The following is a 2,031-nucleotide window of genomic DNA, read 5'->3' as shown; positions in this document are numbered from 1 at the left end:
ATGACGTGAATGGTCAATTTGATGTAAGTTTTTTAACTGATCATTCACTGTTTCGGTAATACCCCCATTTTTAATTGAGTTAATGAGTAGAAAAACCAAAGTCCTTATTGTTGTTTAAAATGAGGTGGCCAACCATTAACTGCCATATGAGGTCGTTCATGATTATAAAAGTGTTGCCATGTCGTTGTATAGTCCTGAACTTCACTCAGCTCTCGAAATAAATACTGATTTAAGCACTCATATCGAACTGTACGATTAAATCGTTCAACATAAGCATTTTGCTGTGGATTGCCTGGCTGAGTAAATACATGTTCAATCTTGTTCTGCTCACACCATACTTTCATTAAATCACTGATGTATTCTGGTCCCTTGTCGCTACGAATCCGCTTGGGTTTACCTCGCCATTCGATTAACTGATCCAGCCCCCTGAGCACACGCTGAGCAGGCAATGAGAAGTCAGTATGTCTAGTGACTCACGGTTATAGTCATCAATCACGTTGTGAACACGATAGCTTCGTCCATCACTCAATTGGTCATGCATAAAGTCCATTGACCATGATTCATTTTGAGCTGACGGCACAGTAAGCGCTTCAGGTTGTTCTCGCTTAATACGTTTGTTCGGTTTAATGCGAAGGTTAAGTTCAAGCTCCTTATAAATTCGATAGACACGTTTGTGGTTCCAAGGGTTACCTTTGACATTGCGCAGGTACAAAAAGCAAAGTTTAAAGCCCCAAGTTTTATTCTCATTGGTGAGCTTTATCAGCCAATCTGCGATGATTATATTCTGCTTTTTTAATTGAGCCATATAACGATAGCAGGTTTGACTAACGTGAAAGATGAGACAGGCCTTGCTCACTGAAATACCAAATTGCTCAACAGCGTGCTGAGCAAATGATTTACGTTGAATTGGCCTTAAAACTTTTTTGACAGTGCGTCTTGTAAGATATCTGACTTGAGTCGCTCATCGGCATACATACGTTTAAGACGAGCATTTTCAGCTTCTAGCTCTTTTAATCGAGTCATCATGGAGAGATCCATGCCACCGTATTTGGACTTCCATTTGTAAAATGTGGCCGAACTCATTCCATGTTCACGGCATAGATTTGGAACTGGAGTTCCTGCTTCAGCTTGCTTCAAAATACTCATGATTAAGCTGTCTGAATATTTAGATGTTTTCATAGAAAATCTCCTTAAATCAAGGGTATTCGATTTTCTACTTTTAAGTTCAATTATTTGAGGGGAGCATTACCTTTCGATCAATCCTCTTCTGCAAAGCAATTGTTTTTCTTCTTCAGTTTGGATGGGTTTATTTTTCATATTCTTGCGTGACGGGGTTAATAGTCTGAGCCCCCTTGCTGCTAAAGCTTCAGTTTTTGCTTTACTCAGATAGCCTTTATCGCCCAGTAAAATACCTTTTAACTCTTGGGTTAAAGATTCAAGTACAGCAACATCATGAACACTTCCCGATGTAATCTTGAGATTAATAATTTCACCCAAGTTGTTGATAACAATATGGACTTTAAATCCATAAAACCAACCTGTGCTACTTTTACCACGACCAGCTAAGCCTTTAAATACACGGTGTCTTTTAATTCTAAGATTATGGCAAACGACCAATTTAGTCGAATCAATAATACAAATTCCGGTATCTTCTCCTTTAACTTGATGGAAGAAACTACTCAAAGCTTGCAAACAACGCGGCATTATTTCAATGAAACGATTGTAGCTAAGAAGCTTGGGAAAAGCTGATTTCCAAAATGGAACGAGCATTTGGCAATAAAAATATTTGAAAAATCTAAATCCAGATTTATGAAATAAAATGACAATAGTCCACGCTGCCATTGTTCTTTCAGTATCCCATGATCGGATAGTATTAATTAATGCACTAGCTTCTAGTTCTATCGCAAACCTAACTATGGTAGTAAAAACCTGAATTCCATCACGTAAACAAAGAGAACACTGCTAAATAGTAGTGTTCTCTTATTATATTTAAAGGAAAAATTATGCGTTCTTTGCTTCTAACGACAATGT

At 37.8% G+C, this 2,031-nt stretch carries 2 pseudogenes; both read right to left on the bottom strand.

Features of this window, described 5'->3' with window-relative positions:
- Positions 1–104: 104 nt before the first annotated feature.
- A pseudogene (locus tag SE27_RS12995) lies at positions 105–1,179 on the bottom strand (IS3 family transposase).
- Between the two features lie 72 nt (positions 1,180–1,251).
- A pseudogene (locus tag SE27_RS12985) lies at positions 1,252–1,830 on the bottom strand (IS982 family transposase); the annotation flags it as partial.
- Positions 1,831–2,031: the final 201 nt, after the last annotated feature.

Origin of the sequence: Acinetobacter harbinensis (assembly GCF_000816495.1) — a bacterium.
In the GTDB taxonomy this organism is placed as follows: Bacteria; Pseudomonadota; Gammaproteobacteria; order Pseudomonadales; family Moraxellaceae; genus Acinetobacter; species Acinetobacter harbinensis.
The sequence above is the reverse complement of the archived record's forward strand: the minus strand, read 5'-3'. Positions and strand labels throughout refer to the sequence as shown.